The 18,208-nt window shown below is 68.2% G+C and carries 13 protein-coding genes; 8 read left to right on the plus strand and 5 right to left on the minus strand.

Features of this window, described 5'->3' with window-relative positions; all coding sequences use genetic code 11:
* Positions 1–31: 31 nt before the first annotated feature.
* Both ACTWQR_RS06030 and ACTWQR_RS06035 read right to left on the minus strand, forming a co-directional pair.
* The gene (locus tag ACTWQR_RS06030; protein WP_443225840.1) at positions 32–802 is read right to left on the minus strand and encodes a FadR/GntR family transcriptional regulator; all 771 of its coding nucleotides are present in this window, start codon (positions 800–802) and stop codon (positions 32–34) included.
* The gene (locus ACTWQR_RS06035; RefSeq protein ID WP_443225841.1) at positions 799–2,259 is read right to left on the minus strand and encodes an amidase; all 1,461 of its coding nucleotides are present in this window, start codon (positions 2,257–2,259) and stop codon (positions 799–801) included. The genes ACTWQR_RS06030 and ACTWQR_RS06035 overlap by 4 nt, the downstream gene beginning before the upstream one ends.
* Before the next feature lie 122 nt (positions 2,260–2,381).
* Between ACTWQR_RS06035 and ACTWQR_RS06040 the strand changes: the two genes are divergently transcribed.
* Genes ACTWQR_RS06040 through ACTWQR_RS06075 form a run of 8 tightly spaced genes read left to right on the plus strand, consistent with a single transcriptional unit; the run spans position 2,382 to position 10,283 of the window.
* On the plus strand, positions 2,382–2,672 hold the full coding sequence (locus ACTWQR_RS06040; protein ID WP_443225842.1) for an isocitrate/isopropylmalate family dehydrogenase: 291 nt from the start codon (positions 2,382–2,384) through the stop codon (positions 2,670–2,672).
* Entirely contained in the window at positions 2,669–4,180 is a 1,512-nt protein-coding gene (locus ACTWQR_RS06045) for an ABC transporter substrate-binding protein (protein WP_443225843.1), read from the plus strand. Before ACTWQR_RS06040 ends, ACTWQR_RS06045 begins: the two co-directional genes overlap by 4 nt.
* 16 nt (positions 4,181–4,196) lie before the next feature.
* Positions 4,197–5,147 (plus strand): ABC transporter permease, encoded by a 951-nt coding sequence (locus ACTWQR_RS06050; RefSeq protein WP_443225844.1) that lies wholly within the window; start codon positions 4,197–4,199, stop codon positions 5,145–5,147.
* Positions 5,144–6,022 (plus strand): ABC transporter permease, encoded by an 879-nt coding sequence (locus ACTWQR_RS06055; protein ID WP_443225845.1) that lies wholly within the window; start codon positions 5,144–5,146, stop codon positions 6,020–6,022. Before ACTWQR_RS06050 ends, ACTWQR_RS06055 begins: the two co-directional genes overlap by 4 nt.
* Entirely contained in the window at positions 6,019–7,116 is a 1,098-nt protein-coding gene (locus tag ACTWQR_RS06060; RefSeq protein WP_443225846.1) for an ABC transporter ATP-binding protein, read from the plus strand. The genes ACTWQR_RS06055 and ACTWQR_RS06060 overlap by 4 nt, the downstream gene beginning before the upstream one ends.
* Positions 7,109–7,990 carry an ATP-binding cassette domain-containing protein gene (locus ACTWQR_RS06065; RefSeq protein ID WP_443225847.1) on the plus strand — a complete coding sequence of 294 codons (882 nt, stop codon included), beginning with the start codon at positions 7,109–7,111 and terminating at the stop codon, positions 7,988–7,990. The genes ACTWQR_RS06060 and ACTWQR_RS06065 overlap by 8 nt, the downstream gene beginning before the upstream one ends.
* Positions 7,987–9,480, plus strand: a complete 1,494-nt coding sequence (locus tag ACTWQR_RS06070; protein ID WP_443225848.1) for an aldehyde dehydrogenase family protein — start codon at positions 7,987–7,989, stop codon at positions 9,478–9,480. Before ACTWQR_RS06065 ends, ACTWQR_RS06070 begins: the two co-directional genes overlap by 4 nt.
* Positions 9,481–9,485: 5 nt before the next feature.
* Positions 9,486–10,283, plus strand: a complete 798-nt coding sequence (locus tag ACTWQR_RS06075) for an SDR family NAD(P)-dependent oxidoreductase (RefSeq protein WP_443225849.1) — start codon at positions 9,486–9,488, stop codon at positions 10,281–10,283.
* A 92-nt stretch (positions 10,284–10,375) separates the two neighbouring features.
* Here the strand turns inward: ACTWQR_RS06075 and ACTWQR_RS06080 are convergent, their stop codons facing one another.
* From ACTWQR_RS06080 to katG, 3 genes are all read right to left on the minus strand, one after another.
* The gene (locus ACTWQR_RS06080; protein ID WP_443225850.1) at positions 10,376–12,643 is read right to left on the minus strand and encodes an arylsulfatase; all 2,268 of its coding nucleotides are present in this window, start codon (positions 12,641–12,643) and stop codon (positions 10,376–10,378) included.
* 360 nt (positions 12,644–13,003) lie between these two features.
* The gene (locus ACTWQR_RS06085; RefSeq protein ID WP_443225851.1) at positions 13,004–13,984 is read right to left on the minus strand and encodes a formylglycine-generating enzyme family protein; all 981 of its coding nucleotides are present in this window, start codon (positions 13,982–13,984) and stop codon (positions 13,004–13,006) included.
* Between the two features lie 577 nt (positions 13,985–14,561).
* Positions 14,562–16,751 (minus strand): catalase/peroxidase HPI, encoded by a 2,190-nt coding sequence (gene katG / locus ACTWQR_RS06090; protein ID WP_443225852.1) that lies wholly within the window; start codon positions 16,749–16,751, stop codon positions 14,562–14,564.
* Between the last annotated feature and the right edge of the window lie 1,457 nt (positions 16,752–18,208).

The following is an 18,208-nucleotide window of genomic DNA, read 5'->3' on the forward strand; positions in this document are numbered from 1 at the left end:
GACCGAGTACCTCCTTCGCCATGGTGGAGGTTCAGGTCTCTTCGTCGTCCACGAGCGCGAGCAGCGGCCCCCGTTCGTTCTCCGGGACGTAGCCGGCGTAGTAGTCGTAAAGGTCGCGCCGCGAGATGCGTGCTGCCGCCGGGCCGTCCTGTGCCCGGATCGCCTCGAGCACCTCCCTGTGGTGGTGGAGCGACTCCCGCATGAGCGCTGTGCTGTGGGCTGCGTGGGCGAGCTTGTCCGAGATCAGCGTGAGGACAGCACCCCGGACCACCAGGTTGCAGACCTCGATGAGGGAGTTGCGGCTGGCCTGGGCCACCACCTCATGGAATGCGACGTCCGCCTTGCTGAACTCCTCGTACCCTGCCTCGATCGCGTCCGACATGACGGCAAGCGTCCGCTCCATGGCAGACAGCTCCTCCTCGGACCGCAGCCGAGCCGCCAGCAAGCTCGCCGACCCGTCGAGGATCATGCGGAACGAGATCAACTCGGCCATCGACACGTTGTCGAACTGGACGAGCCGGGTCATCTCCTTGATCAGGCCGGCCGACGAGAACGCCAGGATCTCCGGGCCGTTCGGGTCACCCTGGCGCGAGCGGACGAGGCCGTTGCTCTCCAGCACGCGCAAGGCCTCCCGCACTGTCGGGCGGCTCGCCCCGAACTGCACCACCAACTCCCGCTCGCTCGGCAGCCGTTGACCTGGCTTCAGGTCACCTCGCGCGATCGCTTGCTCGATCTGCTCGACGATGCGCTGGTAGAGCCGTACCGGCGGCGATACCTGCCGGAACTGTGCCCCGTCACTCACGGCTTCTCCCCTTCGAGCGTGGTCCATGTCGTCTTCTCCCCGGTGGTCGCCCCGGGTGCGCTGTCCGGCCAGCGCGGGACCGCCTCGGCAGGCCGGTTCCGTTCGTACCACGCCGCCGCCCTCAGGACGCCGAGATCGTCGAAGCGGCGGCCCGCGATCTGCACCCCGATGGGCCGACGGTCCGCCGTAAAGCCACAGTTGACGGTCGCCGCGGGCTGCCCCGACATGTTGTACGGCGCGGTGAAGCCGATGTGGTACATGGTCTTCCCGTCCCCCATGTACGGCATCGGCTGCTCAGCGGGAAACGCCGCCACCGGGGCCACCGGCGAGAGCACCAGATCGTACGGCACCGTCGCCGCCACGGTCCGCTCCTGGATGCGCATGATCTGCTGGTAGCACTGGAGTACTTTCGTGCCCGGCACGTCCGCGCCTCCCTGGCACCACCGGATGATGTGGGGGTGGACGCGGAGCCCGGCCTCGGGCGCCAGTTCGCGGAAGTCGTTCCAGGACCGCACCCGCCAGAACAGATCCAGGTCGTCCAGGAGATCCTGGCTCATGAACGGCTCGACCGGTTCCACGACGGCTCCCGCCGCCTCGAAGACCGCGGCGGCACCGTTCACCGCGGCGAGGATCTCGGCGTCGCACGGCTCCCCGCAGCCGGCGTCCAGGTGCACCCCCACCCGCAGTCCGCGTACATCGCCGTCCAGCGCCGACCAGTCGATGTCCTGCGGCGGCAGGCTTGACCAGTCCCGGGGATCCGGTCGGCTCAGGACACGCATGAACAGGGCGGCGTCCGCCACGGTGCGCGTCATCGGGCCGGCGGCGCGCCCTTGGTACGGGGTGTCCAGCGGGATCCTCCCGTAGCTGGGCTTGAGCGTGGCGAGGCCCAGCCAGGTGCCCGGCAACCGGATCGATCCCCCGATGTCGGTGCCGACGTGGAGCGGACCGTATCCCCCGGCGGCCGCGGCCCCCGCACCGGAGCTGGAACCGCCGGTGGTCCAGGCAGGGTTCCAGGGGCTGCGCGAAATGCCGTGCCGGCTGGAGACACCCGAGGAGAGCATGCCCCAGTCCGGCATCACGGTCGACCCGAGTACCACCCCACCGGATTCGACGATCCGCGCGGTGATGGGCGCGTCCGCCTCGGGGACGACCGGCTCGGTCCCCGCGTTGCCCGAGGACATGGGGACGCCCCTGCGGGCGACGTTCTCCTTGAGCGTCACGGGGACGCCGTCGATGAGCCCGAGGGGTTCCCCCGCCGCCCATCGGGCCTCGCTGGCCAGGGCCGCCTTGCGGGACTCATCCGGATCCCGCACCCAGAACGCGTTGAGCACACTCTCGCGCGCCTCGATCACCGACTGGACGGCGTCGTGGACCTGGACCGGCGACAACGTCCGATCAGCGAATTTGGCCACCATCTCGACGGCCGGCATGGCGGCCAGGTCCTGTTCCGTGAGCACCCGCACCCTCCTTCGTTCGCGCCTTCTGGGGCATGCGAGCCCTTGACAAGAACAGTTTCAGTCGTCCACGGTACCTGACAACTGAGGTTACTGGTCAGGCCAGTTCAGCGAAAGGTACGTCCATGACGCGGGACACCAAGGTCGTGCGGCTCGCCGTCATTCCGGGCGACGGCATCGGTCCTGAGGTCGTCGCGGCGACCGTGCCCGCGCTTCACGCAGCACTGGAGGCCGAGGGCCACCGGCTCGACGTGACCTCGTTCGACTGGGGAGGCGAACGGTTCCTCCGGCAGGGCGCGGCGATGCCGGCCGATGCGGCCGACCTCGTCAGGAAGACGGACGCCGGCAACGCCACCACAGCGGACGTCGCATCCGCCGTCCTGCACGCCATGAAAAGCCAGGGGTGGAACACATGAGACACAAGCGGCTGACGCGGCATACCGGAACGGTCGCGGTCACGCTCGCCTGCCTGCCGCTGGCGGCCTGCTCGGCCGGGTCCACGGTGGCCGGAAACAGCGGCGGCAACTCGCTACAGGTCGGCCTCACCGCCGAGCCGGCCAACTTCGACTTCACCAAGACCGAAGGTGCCGCCATTCCGCAGGCACTGCTCTACAACGTCTACGAGAGCCTGGTGAAGCTTGACCAGTCCGGGACGATACGGCCCGGCCTGGCCACGTCGTGGAGCCTGTCCAAGGACCGCAGGACGTACACGTTCCAGCTGGTGAAGAACGCCGAGTTCAGCAATGGCGCACCGTTCACGGCCAAGGACGCCGAGTTCTCCATCGAACGCGTCCCGGCCGACTGGACGGTGGCGCAGAAGGCCCAGATGGACGTCGTCGACACGGTGCAGGCGGTGTCGACGACCGAACTCAAGGTCACCCTGAAAAGGCCGAGCAACGACTGGCTGTACCGGATGACCACTCGCCTCGGCGCGATGTTCAGCCGGACCGGCGTGAGCAAGCTGGCCACCGAGCCGGTGGGCACCGGCCCGTATGTGGTGAAGAAGTGGAACCGCGGCGACTCGATCACACTGGCCCGTCGCGATGGTTACTGGGGGCGCAAACCGCAGTTCGCGTCGGTCACTCTCAAGTACTTCAAGGACCCGACGGCCCTGAACAACGCGCTGCTCACGGGCACCATCAACGTGATCGGCACGATGCAGTCCCCGGAGACCCTGTACCAGTTCGAGAACAACTCGAAATACAAGGTCATCGAGGGCTCGACCAACGGCGAGGTGGTCCTCTCCCTCAACAACGGCTCGGGCCCGCTGCGGAATCCGAAGGCCCGCCAGGCAGTCCGCTACGCCATCGACCACAAAGCCCTGCTGGACACCTGCTGGGCAGGCCGCGGCAAACTCATCGGCAGCATGGTCCCTCCGACCGACCCGTGGTACCAGAACCTCACGAACCTGTATCCGTACGACCGCGACAAGGCCAGGAAGCTCCTCAAGGAGTCCGGCGAAGCCGGCCGTACGCTGCGGCTGCGGATTCCGTCGCTGCCCTATGCCATCGCGTGCGGCACCGTGGTCAAGAGCCAGCTCGAACAGGCCGGGTTCAAGGTCAAGCTCGACCAGCTGGAGTTCCCCGCCGCCTGGCTGACCACCGTGTTCAAGAACGCCGACTACGACATGTCCATCATCGGTCACGTGGAGCCCCGCGACATGCAGACGGTGTTCGGGAACAAGACCGCCTACACCCGCTACGACAACCCTGAATTCCGCGCGTTGCTGAAGAAGGCGGACGAGGGCACCCAGCAGGAACAGATCACCTACATGCGGGCAGCTGCCCGGCTGCTGTCCAAGGACGCCGCGGCCGACTGGCTGTTCCTGCTGCCGAACCTGATGGTGGCGGACAAGGACATCACCGGCCTGCCCGTGAACACCGTCTCCGAGTCACTGGATCTCACCGGCCTGGGCCGGTCATGAAAGGCGGTCTCAACCAATGATCGTCCGTCTGATCCAACGGATCGCGGTCCTGCTGGCCAGCCTTGTCGTGAGCTCCGTGCTGGTGTTCGCGTTCATGGCGGTGCTACCGGGAGATCCGGCCCGCGTCGCCCTCGGGACCAGCGCGTCGGACTCGGCCGTGGCGCAACTGCGCGGGGAGTTCGGACTCGACCGGCCGCTCGTGGCCCAGTACCTGAGCTGGGTGCGCGGACTGGTGACCTTCGACCCGGGGAACTCCTACATCTCCCACACGCCGATCGGCCCGCAGCTCGCCGACCGTCTCCAGGTCACCCTGTGGCTGGTCGGCACCGGGATGGTGATCGCCTGCATACTGGCCATCCCCATCGGCACGCTGATGGCTGTACGGCACCGCAGGCCGTCCGGGCTCATCCTCTCGGCCCTGTCCCAAGTCGGCGTGGCCGTCCCCGCCTTCCTCGCGGGCATCCTCATGATCACCGTGTTCGCGGTGGGGCTCGGGTGGCTGCCGGCGAACGGCTGGACACCCCCGGTGGAGGATCCGGTGCTGTTCCTCAAACAGTTGGTGATGCCCGCGCTGGCCCTCGGAGTGGTGCAGGCGGCGGTGCTCACCCGCTATGTCCGCAGCGCCGTGCTCGACGTCCTCCGGGAGGACTACCTGCGCACCGCTCGCGCCAAGGGACTTCGCCCGACGCAGGCGCTGCTGCGGCACGGATTGCGGAACGCGGCGGTGCCCGTGGTCACCGTCCTGGCGTTGCAGCTCGCCACGCTGCTGGTGGGCGCCGTCGTCATCGAACGGGTCTTCGTCATCCCCGGGCTCGGGAGCCTGCTGCTCGACAGCGTCTCCAACCGGGACCTCATCGTGGTGCAGGACGTGGTCATGATCATCGCACTGGCGGTGCTGCTCGTGAACTTCTTGGTGGACATGGTCTATCTGATGATCGACCCGCGGCTCAGGGGAGGTGCGTCATGAGTGCCCTGGACACGGAAGCCGCCGTCACGTCCGCGGTGCCCGACGAACGCCGGCGGCGCCGCCCGATGACGGGCAGCCTCCTGGTGGGTGGCCTCATCGTCACCATCGTGCTCGGCATGGCGCTGCTGTCCTTCGTGTGGACCCCGCACGATCCGACCCTGGTGAACACCTCGGCGCGGCTGCAGAAGCCGTCGCTGGAGTACTGGTTCGGCACGGACAAGTTCGGCCGCGACGTGTTCAGCCAGATCCTGATGGGCTCGCGCACCACACTGTTCGTCGGCTTCGTGGCGGTGGGGGTCGCCGCCGTGGTCGGAGTGCCCCTCGGCATCGTCACCGGAATGGCACCCCGCTGGTTGGGCGAGCTGCTTATGCGCGGCAACGACCTGCTTCTCGCCTTCCCGGCGCTGCTGTTGGCCATCATGTTCGCCGCCGTGTACGGCGCCGGCACGCTGGTCGCGATGGTCGCCATCGGCATCGCGTCCATTCCCCATTACGCCCGGCTGATCCGCGGCGGCACGCTGCAGGTCATGAAGACCGAATACGTGACCGCGGCGCGCGCGGCGGGCCGCGGGCCGTTCGCGATCGGCCTGCGGCATGTCCTGCCCAACGTCAGCAGTCTCGTCATCGTGCAGGCGTCGGTCGGTTTCGCCATCGCCGTACTCGCCGAAGCCGCGCTTTCCTTCCTGGGCTTCGGAACCCCGCCGCCCACACCGTCCTGGGGCCGGATGCTTCAGGAGAGCCAGGAGATGCTGTCGATCGCCCCCCGGCTCGCCGTGTTCCCGGGCATCGCGATCGCGGTGGCGGTGCTCGGATTCAACCTGCTCGGCGACGGCCTGCGCGACCGTTTCGACCCCAAGCTGGAGGACCGCCGATGACTCCGGCACCTGACACGGCACCGGCCCCGAAGCCGGCACCCGACACGGCACGGGCATCCGGGCCGGGCTCGCCCGACTCCCCCGACGGCGTGTTGGACGTGCGGAATCTCGACGTCTCGGTGGGCGGCCGCAAGCTCGTCGAGGACATCGACTTCACCATCCGGGCCGGCGAGCGGGTCGGCCTGATCGGCGAGTCGGGGTCGGGCAAGTCGCTGACCGCGCTGAGCATCATGGGCCTGCTCCCCGAGGGGCTTGGGGCCACTGGATCGGTGCGGCTCGCCGGAGTCGACCACGATCTGGTGGGTGCCGACGAGGCGCGCATGTCCCGGGTGCGGGGCAAGGAGATCGCCATGGTCTTCCAGGAGCCCATGACCGCCCTCAACCCCACCATGAAAGTCGGGCGGCAGATCGCCGAGGTGCTGCTGGTCCACCGGACCAGGCCCGACCGCGCGTCCGCCCGAGCCGCCGCAGTGGAACTCCTCGCCCAGGTGGGGCTTCCCGATCCCGCGGCCGCCGCGGACGCCTACCCGCACCAGTTCTCCGGAGGCCAGCGGCAGCGGGTGGTGCTGGCCATCGCCCTCGCCAACGACCCCGCGCTCCTGGTCTGCGACGAACCCACCACCGCGCTCGACGTCACGGTGCAGGCTCGCGTGCTCGACCTGATCGTACGGGGCGTCCAGGACCGCGGGTCGGCCATGCTCTTCATCACCCACGACCTGGCCGTGGTGGCCACCGCCTGCGAGCGGGTCATGGTCATGTACGGCGGGCGGGTGGTCGAGTCCGGCCCGGTCCGGGAGGTGTTCACGCGCCCCCGGCACCGCTACACCCAGGGCCTGATCGGCGCGTCCGACCTGACCGTGGTCGACGACCGCGGTCGGCTGGTCACGATCGGCGGGTCGGTTCCGCCGGCGGGCCGGTTCCCGGCCGGATGCGTCTTCAGAAACAGATGCGCTCGGGCGACCGAGGTGTGCGCCACCCGGCCGGAATGGATCCCGACCGGGCCGGACTCCGGCTATGCCTGCTTCCACCCGGTATCCGAGAGCGGCGCACTCGGGACCGGCACACCCACGAACCAGGAGGCCGGCCGTGACTGAGCAGCCGACCAGCGCCACCCTCGCACCCGGGTCGGGGACCGGCCCCGCGGACGCCATCAGCGTCCGCGACGTCACCCGCGACTACCGACGGCCGCGTACCTCGCTGCGCCACCCCAGCCCACCGGTGCACGCCCTGCGCGGCGTCAGTTTCGCCATCCCCCAGGGACAACGGTTCGGCATCGTGGGCGAGTCGGGGTGCGGCAAGTCGACCCTGCTACGGATTCTGGCCGGGCTCGACCGCCCCACCAGCGGTAGCGTCGCGATCGACGGCCGGGACATCACCGGGCTCCGCGAGAGACAGCTCCGGTTCGTCCGCGAGCGGCTCCAGCTCGTGTTCCAGGACCCGATGAGTTCGCTGGACCCGCGCATGCGCGTCGGCGACATCGTGGCCGAGCCGCTCGTCGCCCAGGGGCACCCGAACCGCAAGGAGCGGGTGGCCGAGTTGCTCGAGGCCGTCGGCCTGCGCGCCGACGCCGCGGACCGGTATCCGCACCAGTTCTCCGGCGGCCAGCGGCAGCGCATCTCGATCGCCCGCGCTCTCGCCCCCCGCCCGAAGATCATCGTGGCCGATGAGCCGGTGAGCGCCCTGGACGTGTCCGTACGGGCCCAAGTGCTCAACCTCATCGCCGACCTCGTCGACGAGTTGTCCCTCACCCTGGTCTTCGTCTCCCACGACCTGTCCGTGGTCCGTCATGTGTGCGACCGGGTCGCGGTCATGCATGACGGGCAGATCGTGGAGACCGGGCCCACGGAGCAGGTGTACGAGGAACCGCAACATTCCTACACACGCAGGCTGATCGCCGCCGTTCCGACTCTGAGCAAAGCACTGTCCGGTGTGTCGGCGGCCGACCTCAACCAGGAGTACCGACCTTGACCACCCATGTCGAACCCGTCAGCGGCGACAGCCCCGTCGGGAAGGAGTTTCCCGAGGGTCTTCCCATCGGCGACAACTGGGTGGAGGCACCCGCCACCGAGGACGTCCGCTTCCCCTACGACGGGACACTCGTCGCGCGGGCACCGGTCGGGGACACCGGCCTCGCACGCCACGCGGTGGACGCGGCCGTCGCGGTCCGCGAGCGGGTCGGCCGACTCCCCTCGCACACACGCAGGGCGGCGCTGCTCGCGACGCACGAGGCGGTCGCCTCCCGGCGCGCGGACTTCGAGCGGCTTCTGGTCCTGGAGACCGGCAAACCGCTGGTCGACTGCCGTGTCGAGGTGGATCGCACCCTTCTGACCCTGCTGACGGCGGCCGAGGAAGTTGCCCGGCTGCACGGGGAGACGGTGCCGCTGGACCTGCTGCCGTCGGGTGAGGGTCTGCTCGGCTTCTGGACCCGCAAGCCGATCGGCGTGGTGGTGGGCATCGCGGGCTTCAACTACCCGCTGCTGCTCGCCGCGCACAAGATCGCGCCGGCGCTGGCCGCCGGCTGCCCGGTCATCGCCAAGCCCGCCCCGCAGACGCCACTGGCGACCCTGTGGCTGGTGCACCTCCTCCGCGAGGCCCTGCACGCCGACGGGGCGCCGCGAGCCGCGGTCCAACTGGTGACCGGGGGCCCCGAGGTGGGCGCCGCGCTGACCACCGACCGCCGGATCGGGGCGGTGTCCTTCACCGGTTCCGCCGCCGTGGGCCACCAGATCGCCCGGGACGCGGCCCCCACCAAAGTGCTGCTCGAACTCGGCTCCAACGCCGCCTTGGTGGTGGCCGCCGACGCCGACCTCGCCGCCGCCGCCGACGCGGTGGTGCGCGGCGGGTACTACGCGTCGGGCCAGGCGTGCATCAGCGTGCAGCGGGTCATCGTGGTGGACGCCGTGCGCAAGGAGTTCGTGGCCCGCTTGACGGAGCGAGTGGCCCAGGTGGTCGTGGGCGACCCCCGCGATCCGGCGACGAGAGTCTCGGCACTCATCGACAAGCGGTCGACCGAGCGTGTGTGCGCGTGGCTGGAAGAGGCGGTGGAGGCGGGGGCGTCGTTGGCGGCCGGAGGCAGGGTCACCGACGGAGTGATCGAGCCGACCGTGCTGCTGGACGTCGACAGCGCCCTCGACGTCTGGGACGAGGAGGTCTTCGGCCCTGTGGTCGCGCTGCGGTCCGTCCCCGATCTGGAGACAGCCTTCGACCTGGTCAACGACTCGCGCTATGGACTGCACGCGAGCGTCTACACCAGCGCCCTTGACACGGCGTTCGCCGCTCTCGACCGCCTGGAGGTGGGCGGAGTGGTCGTCAATGAGGTTCCCGGTTTCCGTTCCGACGTCATGCCGTACGGCGGCGTGAAGGACTCCGGGGCGGGAAGGGAGGGCCCGAGGTTCGCCATCGAAGAACTCACCGTAACCCGTATGGCAGTGATCCGTCCGACGACAACGAAGCCGTGAGGACCATGCAAGCAAAGGACCGCACCGATGCGGTGGATACGTACTCCCGTCTGTTCAGGCTCGACGGCCGCCGGGCTGTCGTGGTGGGCGCGGGCAGCGGAATCGGCCGCGAGAGCGCCCTGGCCCTCGCCGCGCACGGCGCTTCGGTGGTGTGCGCCGACCTCGACCTGACCGCGGCCAAGACGTCGGCCTCGATGGGGCCGGGCCTTTCGGCGTACGCCCTCGACGTGCTCGACGGCGAGGCGGTCGCGCGTGCCGCCGAGGAACTCGGACCCGTCGACGTGCTCGTCTTCACCACCGCGACGAACGTGCGCAAGCGCCTGCTCGACTACACGGCGGAGGAATTCGAGCGGGTCGTGGCGCTCAATCTGCGCGCGTCCTTCGACCTGGTGCGGGCGTTCGGCCGTGGCATGGCCGAACGCGGCAGCGGAAGCATCATCGGCTTCAGCTCGATTCGCGCGGTGGCCGTCGAGCCGGGACAGGGTGTGTACGCGGCCACGAAGGCCGGTCTCGTCCAGTTGCTGCGGACCGCGGCGGCCGAGCTGGGCCCGTCGGGCGTGAGGGTGAACGCCATCGCCCCGGGCATGGTGGACACCCCGCTGACCGCGCAGATCAGGGCTGTGCCGGAATGGTCGCAGGCCTATGCGGCCAAGACCGCCCTGGGCCGCTGGTCCCGCGCCGACGAGTTGGCAGGCGCCGTCGTCTACCTCGCGTCGGACGCGTCATCGTTCGTCACGGGGAGCCAGCTCTTCGTCGACGGAGGCTGGACGGCGATCGACGGACGCTATACGCCGCCCAACTGACCGGACGTGACTGGCGAAGGCCGGCTGCGCCGATCGGCGCAGCCGGCCTTCGTGGTGCTGGAGAGGTACTGGAGGAGGTGAGCGGGAGCGAGTCAGTCGATTCGCTCGAAAGGTTCCTTGCCGTCCTCGTCCGGCGCGACCGTGAAGACGGCCTTCTCGAACTCTCCGGTGAACGCGAACTCGCCCTCGTAGTTGGGTGAGGAAGGCGACAGGGTGTCCCGGCCGATATCGAGGCCCTGCCATCCCAGGAAGTGCGGGAGGACCCGCGGAATGGCCTCGGTGCCGACCGGCTTTCCTGACACGTACAGGTGTCCGACGCCCTGCATGTCACCGGTCTTGACGAATTCGAAGGTCAACTCCGCCGGGCCGACCGGGAGTTCTTCATCCGAGGTCACCGCGTACCGCGTACCGAGGAAGTTGTACTCGTAGACCAGCCGGTTGTCCTTGACGTACAGGACGTATCCGCTGCTGATGTTGCCCATGGACACCAGGACGCCCTCATCTGACGCGGCGGCCCGGTCGACGAACGCGGTGATGCGGTGGCCGCGGTTCATCACCGGTGGCACTGCGGCGCCGGGCAGATGGGCCATGCCGGGGTAGTAGGTGAAGGTGGTGCGCATGCGCGGAGAGCCGGGACGCGGAATCTTCGCCCGGTAGGCGAATCCTTGGTCGTCCAGCGGCAGCACATCGTACTTACCTGCCTCCACCCAGAAGCGGGCGACCAACTTCTGCAGTTGCTCGGGCCGCGCCTGCGCCAGGTCGTTGCATTCCGAGAAGTCGGTGTCGTGGTGGTAGAGCTCCCATTGGTCCGCGTCGAAGGACGTTCCCCGTTGATGGTAGGAGACGGCCTTCCAGCCGTCGTGCCAGATCGCGCGGTGCCCGAACATCTCGAAGTACTGGGCTTCCTTGCGCGTCGGCGCGGTGGGCGAGTCGAAGGTGTAGGCCATGCTCACACCGTGGATCGGCAGTTGCGGGATGCCGTTGTAGACCGAGGGGGCCTGCAGACCGAGCAGTTCGAAAAGGGTCGGGGCGATGTCGGTGACATGGTGGAACTGCTGCCTGATCTCGCTGGTGCGCGGCAGCCCTCGGGGCCAGTGCACGATGAGCGGGCAGCGGACGCCGCCTTCATGGGTGTTCTGTTTGTAGCGCTTGAACGGCGTATTGCCCGCCTGTGCCCAGCCCCAGGGGTAGTTGGCATGAGCGCGTGTGGTGCCGATTTCATCGATTCGCGCGACCATCTCCTCCAAGTTCTCGGAGATCCCGTTCTGGAATGCGGTGGGGTTGAGGGAACCCTTCTGCCCGCCTTCCTGGCTGGCCCCGTTGTCCGAGAGCAGGATGGTGACGGTGTTCTCCATCTGGCCTATCCGCTCCAGGAACTCCATGAGCCGGCCGATGTGGTGGTCGGTGTGGTCGACCATCGCCGCGTAGGCCTCCTGGAGGCGTACGGACAGCTTCTTCTCGTCGTCCGACAACTCGTCGAAGGGAACGACCCCTGGGTTGCGCGGCGCCAGTTCGGTGTCGGGCGGCAGGATGCCCCGTTCGATCTGGCGGGCGTGCCGGGCGGTGCGCTCGGCGTCCCAGCCGTGGTCGAACCGGCCCCGGTACTTCTCCAGGTATTCCTGGGGAGCCTGGTGGGGGGCGTGCGCCGCACCGAACGCCAGGTACAGGAAGAAGGGCTTTTCCGGGGTGACCGACGTCTGGTCCCTGACGAATTCGATCGCCCGGTCGACCAGGTCCTCACTGAGGTGATAGCCCTCTTCCGGGCTCTTCGGTGGAGCCACGGCGTGGTTGTCGTGGAACAGTTCCGGATAGAAGCTGTCCGTCTCGGCTTCCAGGAATCCGTAGTAGCGCTCGAATCCGCGGCCCAGCGGCCACTGGGTGTACGGCCCGGACGCGGTGGTGTGCTCCATCGGCGCCAGGTGCCACTTGCCCACGGCCATGGTGTTGAAGCCGCTGTCACACAGCACCTCAGGCAGTGTCGCGGCCTCCTTGGTGATCCGTCCGCGACCGCTGGGGAAGCCGGTGTCGAAGTTGGACAGCATGCGCATGCCGACGGAGTGGTGGTTCCGGCCGGTCAGCAGGCTGGCACGGGTCGGCGAACACAGCGTGGTGGTATGGAAGTTCGCGTAGCGAAGGCCGCCGGCGGCGAGGGCGTCCATGGCCGGGGTGTCGATGTCCGAGCCGAAGCACCCGAGGTCGGAGAAACCGACGTCGTCGAGCACGATGACCACGACATTGGGCGTGTCCTCGGGAAGCGCCTGCTGATCGGGCCACCACGGAGTCGATTCCTCATAGGTCGTACCGATCTTGCCTTGGAAAGTACCGCTCGCGGACGGCGGATGCGGAGAGACGTTGGTCATCCAGGACGCTCCTCTTGCATGGACGTTCGAACGTGCGCTGTGCCGGCGACGGGGTCCGCACTCACTACGTCTGCTGGGCGGCGCGGCGGTCGGGCGGGCTGAATCCGAAGGCTTGGCGCCGCCGGCGGATCCCTGAAGGTTCCGAAGAAGGCTCCCTCAGTTAACTGGTCTTACCAGTAGCCTGAGTTGAATTTTGACCTGCCGTCATTCACGTGTCAACCACAGCTGCCCCATGCCCGTACGCCCATCGTCAGGCGGCAGTTGGCCCACCGACCGGCCCCCACCAGGAACCCACACCCGTGATCTGCCGCAGCCACGCCCCCCTGAGGCGTGAGCGGAGGCGGTCGCCCGAGCGGTCCGTCAGCGTGACCGGGGCAGGTCCGCCGCGCAGCGGAACCCCATGTGCCCGGTGCTGCTGTCGGGCGTGTTGGAGGTGCGCGCGGCGACGCGGTAGCGATTGCAGTACGACGCATGGCACAGGTAGGAGCCGCCGCGGATCACCTTCGCCTCCCCCGCGGGAGGTCCGGCCGGGTTCTGGCGGGTCTCCGGACGGTCGGCCGCGTGCCATGTGGTGCTCCACCAGTCGGAGCACCATTCCCACACATTGCCCGATGTGTTGTACAGGCCGAAGTTGTTGGGCCGGTAGGTCTTGACCGGCGCGGTTCCCAGATACCCGTCCTCGCCAGTGTTGACCTGCGGGAACTTCCCCTGCCAGATGTTGCAGCGGTGCTGCCCCCGCGGCAGGAGCTCGTCCCCCCAGGGGAAGCGGGAGCGTTCCAGACCGCCACGCGCCGCCATCTCCCACTCCGCCTCCGTGGGCAAGCGCTTGCCCGCCCATGCCGCGTAGGCGGACGCGTCGCGCCAGGAGACATGGACGACAGGGTGGTTCGACAGATCGGTCCATGACGACCCCGGCCCGTAGGGGGCCTGCCAGCACGCCCCATCAACCGCGAGCCACCAGGGCGCCTGCGTCACCGTGCCGTCGCGCACCAGATGCCGGGCGTCCGGGTGGACGAGTGCGTAGAACACAAAGGACCAGCCGTAGCGCTCGGCGTCGGTCCGGTAACCGCTGCTGCGCACGAACGTCGCGAACTGCCTGTTGGTGACGGTGGTCGCATCGATGAGGAACGGCGACAACCGCACCTCCCGGACCGGGCCTTCACCGTCCTCGGGAAACGCGTCGGCGTCGTCACCTCCCATCAAGAACGTCCCTCCGGGGATGCGCAGCATGGCGCGCAGCCCCTGCACCCGGTCCCGCTCCGAGGCCTGGAGCCGCACGGCGGACGGCTCGGGAATCTCCTCGTCGCCCCCTGACGTGGGGGCGCAACATGCGCCTGACATCGCTCCTCCGACCGCGGCGGCGGTTTTTCCCGCCCGACTGACCGCACATTCGTCCGCGGGTCCGAGAGTACGGCCCGCTGCGCCTGCCCCGACCGGCGGCCGGGGCAGGCGCCCGTTTTACGTCGTCTCCGGCCCCGGGCCGAGGCGTGGAGAGCCAGGCAGAAACGGCCCCAAGAACCTGCAGGAACCGGCCAGTCGGCGTGACGCCCGTTCCCACGTACGCCGCGGATGCGGGATGACCCGGAACACTCGACCGCCGGTGGCACCATGCACCGTCTCCGGTCACCACGCGACTGGCCACACTCCTGGCGCGGTACAGCCCGGATCCCGCTCTCGACCTCCGGCACGCTTCCTGCGCGCAGGGCGGCGTCCAGTGAGCGGGGTCGTGCGGCGCCGCCCCACCCTCATCCAGCATCAGCCATTTGAAGAACTGCTGCCGCGCATTGTGCTTGTTCAACGCGGTACCGCTGTGGGCGGCGGGCACGCGTGCTGGGGATGGAGCGCGCGTGCCCACCGTGGAAGCGCTGCGGGAGCTCTGAGCGATCGGCGTCAACGCCCCGGCCGGGACATCGGGGGATCAGGAGAGGTCGAACCGATCGAGGTTCATCACCTTGTCCCACGCGGCCACGAAGTCACGCACGAACTTGTGTCCCGCGTCCCGGGACGCGTAGACCTCCGAGGCGGCTCGAAGCTGGGAGTGTGAACCGAAGACGAGGTCGACCGCGGTAGCGGTCCACTTGAGCTCGCCTGTGGCGCGATCCCGGCCTTCGAACACGTTCTCGTCCGAAGTCGACGCCTTCCACTCCGTGCCCATGTCGAGCAGGTTGACGAAGAAGTCATTGGTCAGTGTCTCCGGCCGGTGAGTGAAGACGCCGTGTGAGGATCGCTTGTAGCCGGTTTTCAGGATCCGCATGCCGCCGATCAGCACCGTCATCTCGGGGGCGGTCAGCGTCAACAGGTTGGCGCGGTCCAGCAGGAGTGTCTCCGGCGACAACTTCTCTCCCGCGCGGACGTAGTTCCGGAATCCGTCGGCCCTGGGTTCGAGCACGGCGAACGACTCCACGTCGGTCTGTTCCTGCGAGGCGTCCGTGCGCCCCGGTGCGAACGGGACGGTGATGTCGTAACCGGCGTTCTTCGCGGCTTGCTCGACGGCCGTGCACCCGCCCAGGACGATCAGGTCGGCGAGCGAGACCCTCGTGCCGTCGGCATGTGAGAGGTTGAAGTCCTGCTGAATCTGCTCCAGCTTCTGCAGCACCTCGGCCACCTCGGGCAGGTGGTTCACCTCCCAGTCCCGTTGCGGCGCGAGGCGAATCCGTGCCCCGTTGGCCCCGCCCCGCTTGTCGGTGCCGCGGAAGCTCGCCGCGGACGCCCAGGCGGTGGTGACCAGCTGGGAGACGGACAGCCCCGAGGCGACGATCCTGCTCTTGAGAGCAGCGATGTCCTCGTCCACGACGAGTTCGTGATCGACTTCAGGGACGGGGTCCTGCCACAGCTGCGGCTCGGGAACCCACGGGCCGAGGTAGCGCGTGACGGGTCCCATGTCGCGGTGCAACAGCTTGTACCACGCCTTGGCGAAGGCCTCCGCGAGCTTGCCCGGATTCTCGTGGAAGCTCTTCGAGATCGGGCCGTAGATCGGATCCAGCTTCAGCGCGAGGTCCGTCGTCAGCATCATCGGAGCGTGCCTCCTCGACGGATCATGAGCATCGGGCACCGTGCCCTGGGCCGAAGGATCCGTGGGAGTCCACTGCTTGGCACCGGCGGGGCTCGTCGTCAGCTCCCATTCGTACCTGAACAGGTTGTCCAGGTACCCGTTGTCCCACCTGGTCGGCTCGGCGGTCCATGCCCCCTCGAGCCCACTGGTGAGCGCGTCGGCGCCCTTTCCGCTGCCGTACGTGTTCCGCCAGCCGAGGCCCTGCTGCTCGGTGGGTGCGGCCTCGGGTTCCGGGCCGATGTACGCGGGATCGACCGCACCATGGCACTTGCCGAACGTGTGGCCGCCGACGATGAGCGCGACCGTCTCCTCGTCGTTCATCGCCATGCGCCCGAATGTCTCGCGAATGTCCCGGGCGGCGGCCATCGGATCCGGGCTGCCGTTGGGCCCCTCCGGATTGACGTAGATCAGTCCCATCTGTACGGCACCGAAGGGAGCGGCGAGTTCCCTGTCGCCGCTGTAGCGCTCATCTCCGAGCCAGATGTCCTCGGGCCCCCAGAAGATCTCCTCGGGTTCCCAGATGTCCTCTCGCCCGAATCCGAACCCGAACGTCTTGAATCCCATTGATTCCATGGCGCAGTTACCGGCGAAGACCAGAAGGTCGGCCCAGGAGATTCTCTGGCCGTACTTCTGCTTGACCGGCCACAGCAAACGGCGCGCCTTGTCGAGGCTCGCGTTGTCCGGCCAACTGTTGAGGGGGGCGAAGCGCTGAGCGCCGCTGCCGCCACCGCCCCGGCCGTCGGCGACACGGTACGTGCCCGCGGCGTGCCAACTCATCCGGATGAACAGAGGCCCGTAGTGGCCGTAGTCGGCAGGCCACCAGTCCTGTGACGTCGTCATCACCTGGAAGACGTCCTGCTTCAGCGCGTCGAGGTCGAGGGTCGCGAACTCTCTCGCGTAGTCGAAGCCCTCGTCCATCGGATTGGAGCGGGACGAATGCTGGTGGAGAATTTGAAGGTCCAGCTGATTCGGCCACCAGTCCCGGTTCGTCCTGGGCCGAGTCGGCGTGGGGGTCGGGGAGGCGATTACCGGGTTCTCGCTTTCGCTACCGGACACGTCGTCCTTCTTTCTGTCTCGGTTATTCCACGCACCATGCCGATAAATGTGATGTCGGCGTCCGTATGGTCGCGCACCGCGGACGGCACCGCTACGAAACACGCAGAGCACCCCCGCATGACAAACGTGCGAGCAAAAGGCTTCTTTCCTGCTTGGAAGTCGATTTCCGAGCCGACGGGGACAGGCGCCTGACCTCACGCTCGTGGAGCAGACGGCGCGGCACAACGGCGAGTTCGGCCATGCAGCCGGGGTGTTGCTCACCACGGACCTGTGACCGTAGCCACCCCGTGTGGCCGGCCTTACGTCCATGCTGCCCAGAGTCATCGCGGCTCGCACGGCCGAACGCCGACGCGGAGGCGACCGACCCCGAGGGTGCGTGCCGGGCGTCGGTGGGCAGGTGGGGGTTCAGAAACAGGCTCTTGCCCATCCGGCCCGTGCCCGCCGCCAGGTGACGGAGAAGTGGCCCCGCCGACGCCGGTCGGGGGCAAGCGGTGCGGTGGTCGCGGCCGCGGCTGACCAAGATCCGGCCCAACGCGGGCCAACCCTCGCGATTCGCCTTGGCTCGCGCCCTTTCCCCTGGTCGGCCGCCCGCCGACTCTGTACCACCAGCAGACGAAGCCTGGGCGGCTGCCAGCGGGTAGTTGTACCGGGTGGTTTCCGGATGGTTCCCCGCTCGCAGTGAGCGGTCCCAGTCCCGCAGAAACCCCGACCAGGTCTTCGACAACCCGACAGTGATCTTGTCCAGGTCCAGCAACGGCGTTTTCGCCGGCCTCCGAGTAAAGGTGCCGATGAGCGGCATGCTCAACCTCGAAGATCGGAAACGCCCCACACGAAAAGGGCCCCCACAGGCTCTCGCCTGCGAAGACCCTTCACACTGTCGGGACGACAGGATTTGAACCTGCGACCCCTTGACCCCCAGTTGCGGAGCCCCTGAGCGGCGTGCGAAGGATCGTTCTTCGAGGTCACTGTCCAGCGTACTCAGCCGAGTAAAGGAGTCTGTGCACTCAGGCCTCCGCTGGGCAATCTCGTCGCCTCACGCACCGCCTTACGCTCGTCGAGTGGAACCACAACGAACTCTCACTTTTCCATCGTCTCGCTTCGGTCAAGAGCCAGCAAGTCGGAACATATATGCGGGCCTTGCGCTCTGAGGCGACTCTGGCCCACATGCCGTCGAGACCCACCTGGCGGTGCGAATCGTTCGAAGGAGCGCCTTCGTCGAGCGTCCTGGTCTGCTGGCGCCGTCTGGCCTCGACACCCCTCCGCAGTGAAGCAGTCCCGGATTGGTGGCCGCTCTACGCGTTGACTCCAGACCCGAGTTGGGGCTGCTTACCAGTAGTTCGTTAAATCCGGTGGTAGAGGTCAATGCCGTGTCCGGTGGTGACTGCGTCGATCAGGGCCTGGAGTTCGGAGGGTGGGTCCTTGTCCGTCCAGGCTTGCCACCACCGGTTGAGGGTGAC

The organism is Streptomyces sp. 2A115 (assembly GCF_052245575.1).
Lineage (GTDB): Bacteria > Actinomycetota > Actinomycetes > Streptomycetales > Streptomycetaceae > Streptomyces.

Bases quoted from the DNA above. Each gene is read 5' to 3' on its own strand.
- ACTWQR_RS06040 (WP_443225842.1), top strand. From the start codon at position 2,382: ATGACGCGGGACACCAAGGTCGTGCGGCTCGCCGTCATTCCGGGCGAC.
- ACTWQR_RS06085 (WP_443225851.1), bottom strand. From the start codon at position 13,984: ATGTCAGGCGCATGTTGCGCCCCCACGTCAGGGGGCGACGAGGAGATT.
- ACTWQR_RS06050 (WP_443225844.1), top strand. From the start codon at position 4,197: ATGATCGTCCGTCTGATCCAACGGATCGCGGTCCTGCTGGCCAGCCTT.
- ACTWQR_RS06080 (WP_443225850.1), bottom strand. From the start codon at position 12,643: ATGACCAACGTCTCTCCGCATCCGCCGTCCGCGAGCGGTACTTTCCAA.
- ACTWQR_RS06045 (WP_443225843.1), top strand. From the start codon at position 2,669: ATGAGACACAAGCGGCTGACGCGGCATACCGGAACGGTCGCGGTCACG.
- ACTWQR_RS06055 (WP_443225845.1), top strand. From the start codon at position 5,144: ATGAGTGCCCTGGACACGGAAGCCGCCGTCACGTCCGCGGTGCCCGAC.
- ACTWQR_RS06075 (WP_443225849.1), top strand. From the start codon at position 9,486: ATGCAAGCAAAGGACCGCACCGATGCGGTGGATACGTACTCCCGTCTG.
- ACTWQR_RS06060 (WP_443225846.1), top strand. From the start codon at position 6,019: ATGACTCCGGCACCTGACACGGCACCGGCCCCGAAGCCGGCACCCGAC.